Consider the following 1,276-nt stretch of genomic DNA (forward strand, 5'->3'; position numbering starts at 1 on the left):
GCGATTCCCCGCTATCGGGTTGGCTGTTCGCGCGGCGATCATCGGCGCGGTCTCGATGGGCGTGGTCGTCGCCGGCGCCCAACAGGCCCAGATCCTGCAGGGGCGCGGCAAACGCGGGCGCCGCACCAGCATCGATTGGAACCAGGTCTGGAAGGCGGCCGAAGCCGGTTTCGTCGGCGGTTTCGCGGGCTCGTTGGTAACTCGGGCGGTGCTGCCCGCGTTCACCCGCATCGGCGCCAATGCCACCACCCGAGCCGGTCGCGCGACAGGACGCGTCGTGGCCGTCGTACTCGCCAGCGCCACCGGCGGAGCCGCGGGTGGTGCCGCCGCCGCGGGGGTTACCGACGGAAACGCTGCCGAGGCGATCATGATGGGTGTCGGCAGTGGCGTTGTCGGTGGCCTCGGCACGGCGATACGTGTCACGCGAGCGATGAGCACCGGCCGCCTGCCCGAGGGTAGCCTTCCCGGCCGGTCTCGCTCCGATGGTTGGCGCGATGATCTGCCGGTCCGATCCGCGCCCGACTGGGCCAGATCGCACATCAGCGCCGACGCGGCGCGGAGACGCGCGGAGACGATTCCCGAGATCGGCGGATCATCGCGCGACGACGGCTCCCGTGACGGGCTGCCGGCCCGATCGGCATCCGACTCGGCGCGGCCGCACGGCAGCGCCGACGCACCCCGGCCACACGAACAGACCCTCCCCGAGAACGGCGGATCCCGCGACGACGGTTCGCGTGAGGGTCTACCGGACCGCGAAACCCACAGCGGCGGTTCCCGCCCCCGACCACACGAGGAGACCATCGCCGACATCAACGAACTCGGCGACGCGGAGTTCAACGGCATGACATACGAGGAGGCATTCCGCCAACTCGATGAGGGCGGCATACCGCCTTCGGGTCCAGATCAATCACCGCCAGGCACGCCGCAGGCCCCGCCAGCATCACCGACCTCCCCCGGAGGCAAACCCGAACCCAGCCCCGGCTCGAGGCCTTGGGATGATGCCCTTCAACAACTGATCGCCGGAAACGCCGGACCCGCACCGGCCGATATCGTGACCGCAGCGGGAGGCTCATCGTCGCCCGGCCAACCCGGCACGGCCCAATTCCACACCAGCCGACCCGATTCTCCGCGGATGAGCCTCGCCGGAGAAGTCGTCGCCGCCGACGGCCAGCCCAGCGCCACACCGGGATCGGTGCTGACGATGACTGCCAGCCCGCATGCCGAGAACAACACCCACGTCGGTACCGTCAAAGACCTCGGCGGAACCGGAAACGGC

Annotated in this window: 1 protein-coding gene; it reads left to right on the plus strand. The window is 70.1% G+C overall.

The genetic code is table 11. From position 1 onward, the window contains the following. Positions 1–19: 19 nt before the first annotated feature. Positions 20–1,276: hypothetical protein (locus AB0L58_RS43010; protein WP_364397531.1), on the plus strand; the 1,257-nt coding region annotated here is incomplete at its 3' end.

The organism is Nocardia sp. NPDC052112 (genome assembly GCF_040680135.1).
Classification (GTDB): domain Bacteria; phylum Actinomycetota; class Actinomycetes; order Mycobacteriales; family Mycobacteriaceae; genus Nocardia.